This is a genomic window from Vibrio sp. YT-19(2023) (genome assembly GCF_033337395.1).
On sequence record NZ_JAWOQN010001140.1, the window covers coordinates 1 to 519 of the forward strand.

Annotated in this window: 1 protein-coding gene; it reads right to left on the reverse strand. The window is 47.6% G+C overall.

What is annotated here, in order from left to right; all coding sequences use genetic code 11:
- Positions 1–519 (reverse strand): aromatic amino acid DMT transporter YddG (yddG, locus tag R7E78_RS30495; RefSeq protein ID WP_318059192.1); only part of this gene is annotated, 519 nt, incomplete at both ends.

The following is a 519-nucleotide window of genomic DNA, read 5'->3' on the forward strand; positions in this document are numbered from 1 at the left end:
TAAAAAACAACGTGATCGCATTGTGCTTCGATTGCTGTCGCTGTGTGAGATTACAATAAACCGCCCAAATCACCGCGCCAGTGAACGCCATGAAGTACACCAGCGGATTGCTGCTTACGTTCGAGATGATTTGCGTCGGGGATAAACCGTTATCGCCGCTCACTGTCCAAGCCACACCAATAAACGCGAGGGTTACTGCTGGATACAACAGCCAATTTGGCTTTTTGTTGCTACCCAACACGGCAAACAACACCGTCAGTGCGGGCCATAAATAGTTGACGATAGATACCTCAATCGCCTGAGCTCGCGAATTCGAATACCCAAGAGCAAGCGCAAGAAAGATCTCATAGCAAACAAACATTGCGCCGCCAACTATCAGATACTTCGGAGAAAAGTAAGATAACTTTGGGATGCCCACCACAATCAATAAAAAGATTGAACTTAGCGAATACAACATCGCCGCCCCACCTACTGGCCCTAAACTTTCGGTTACGAGCCTTGCAATACCCAGTAAGCAAC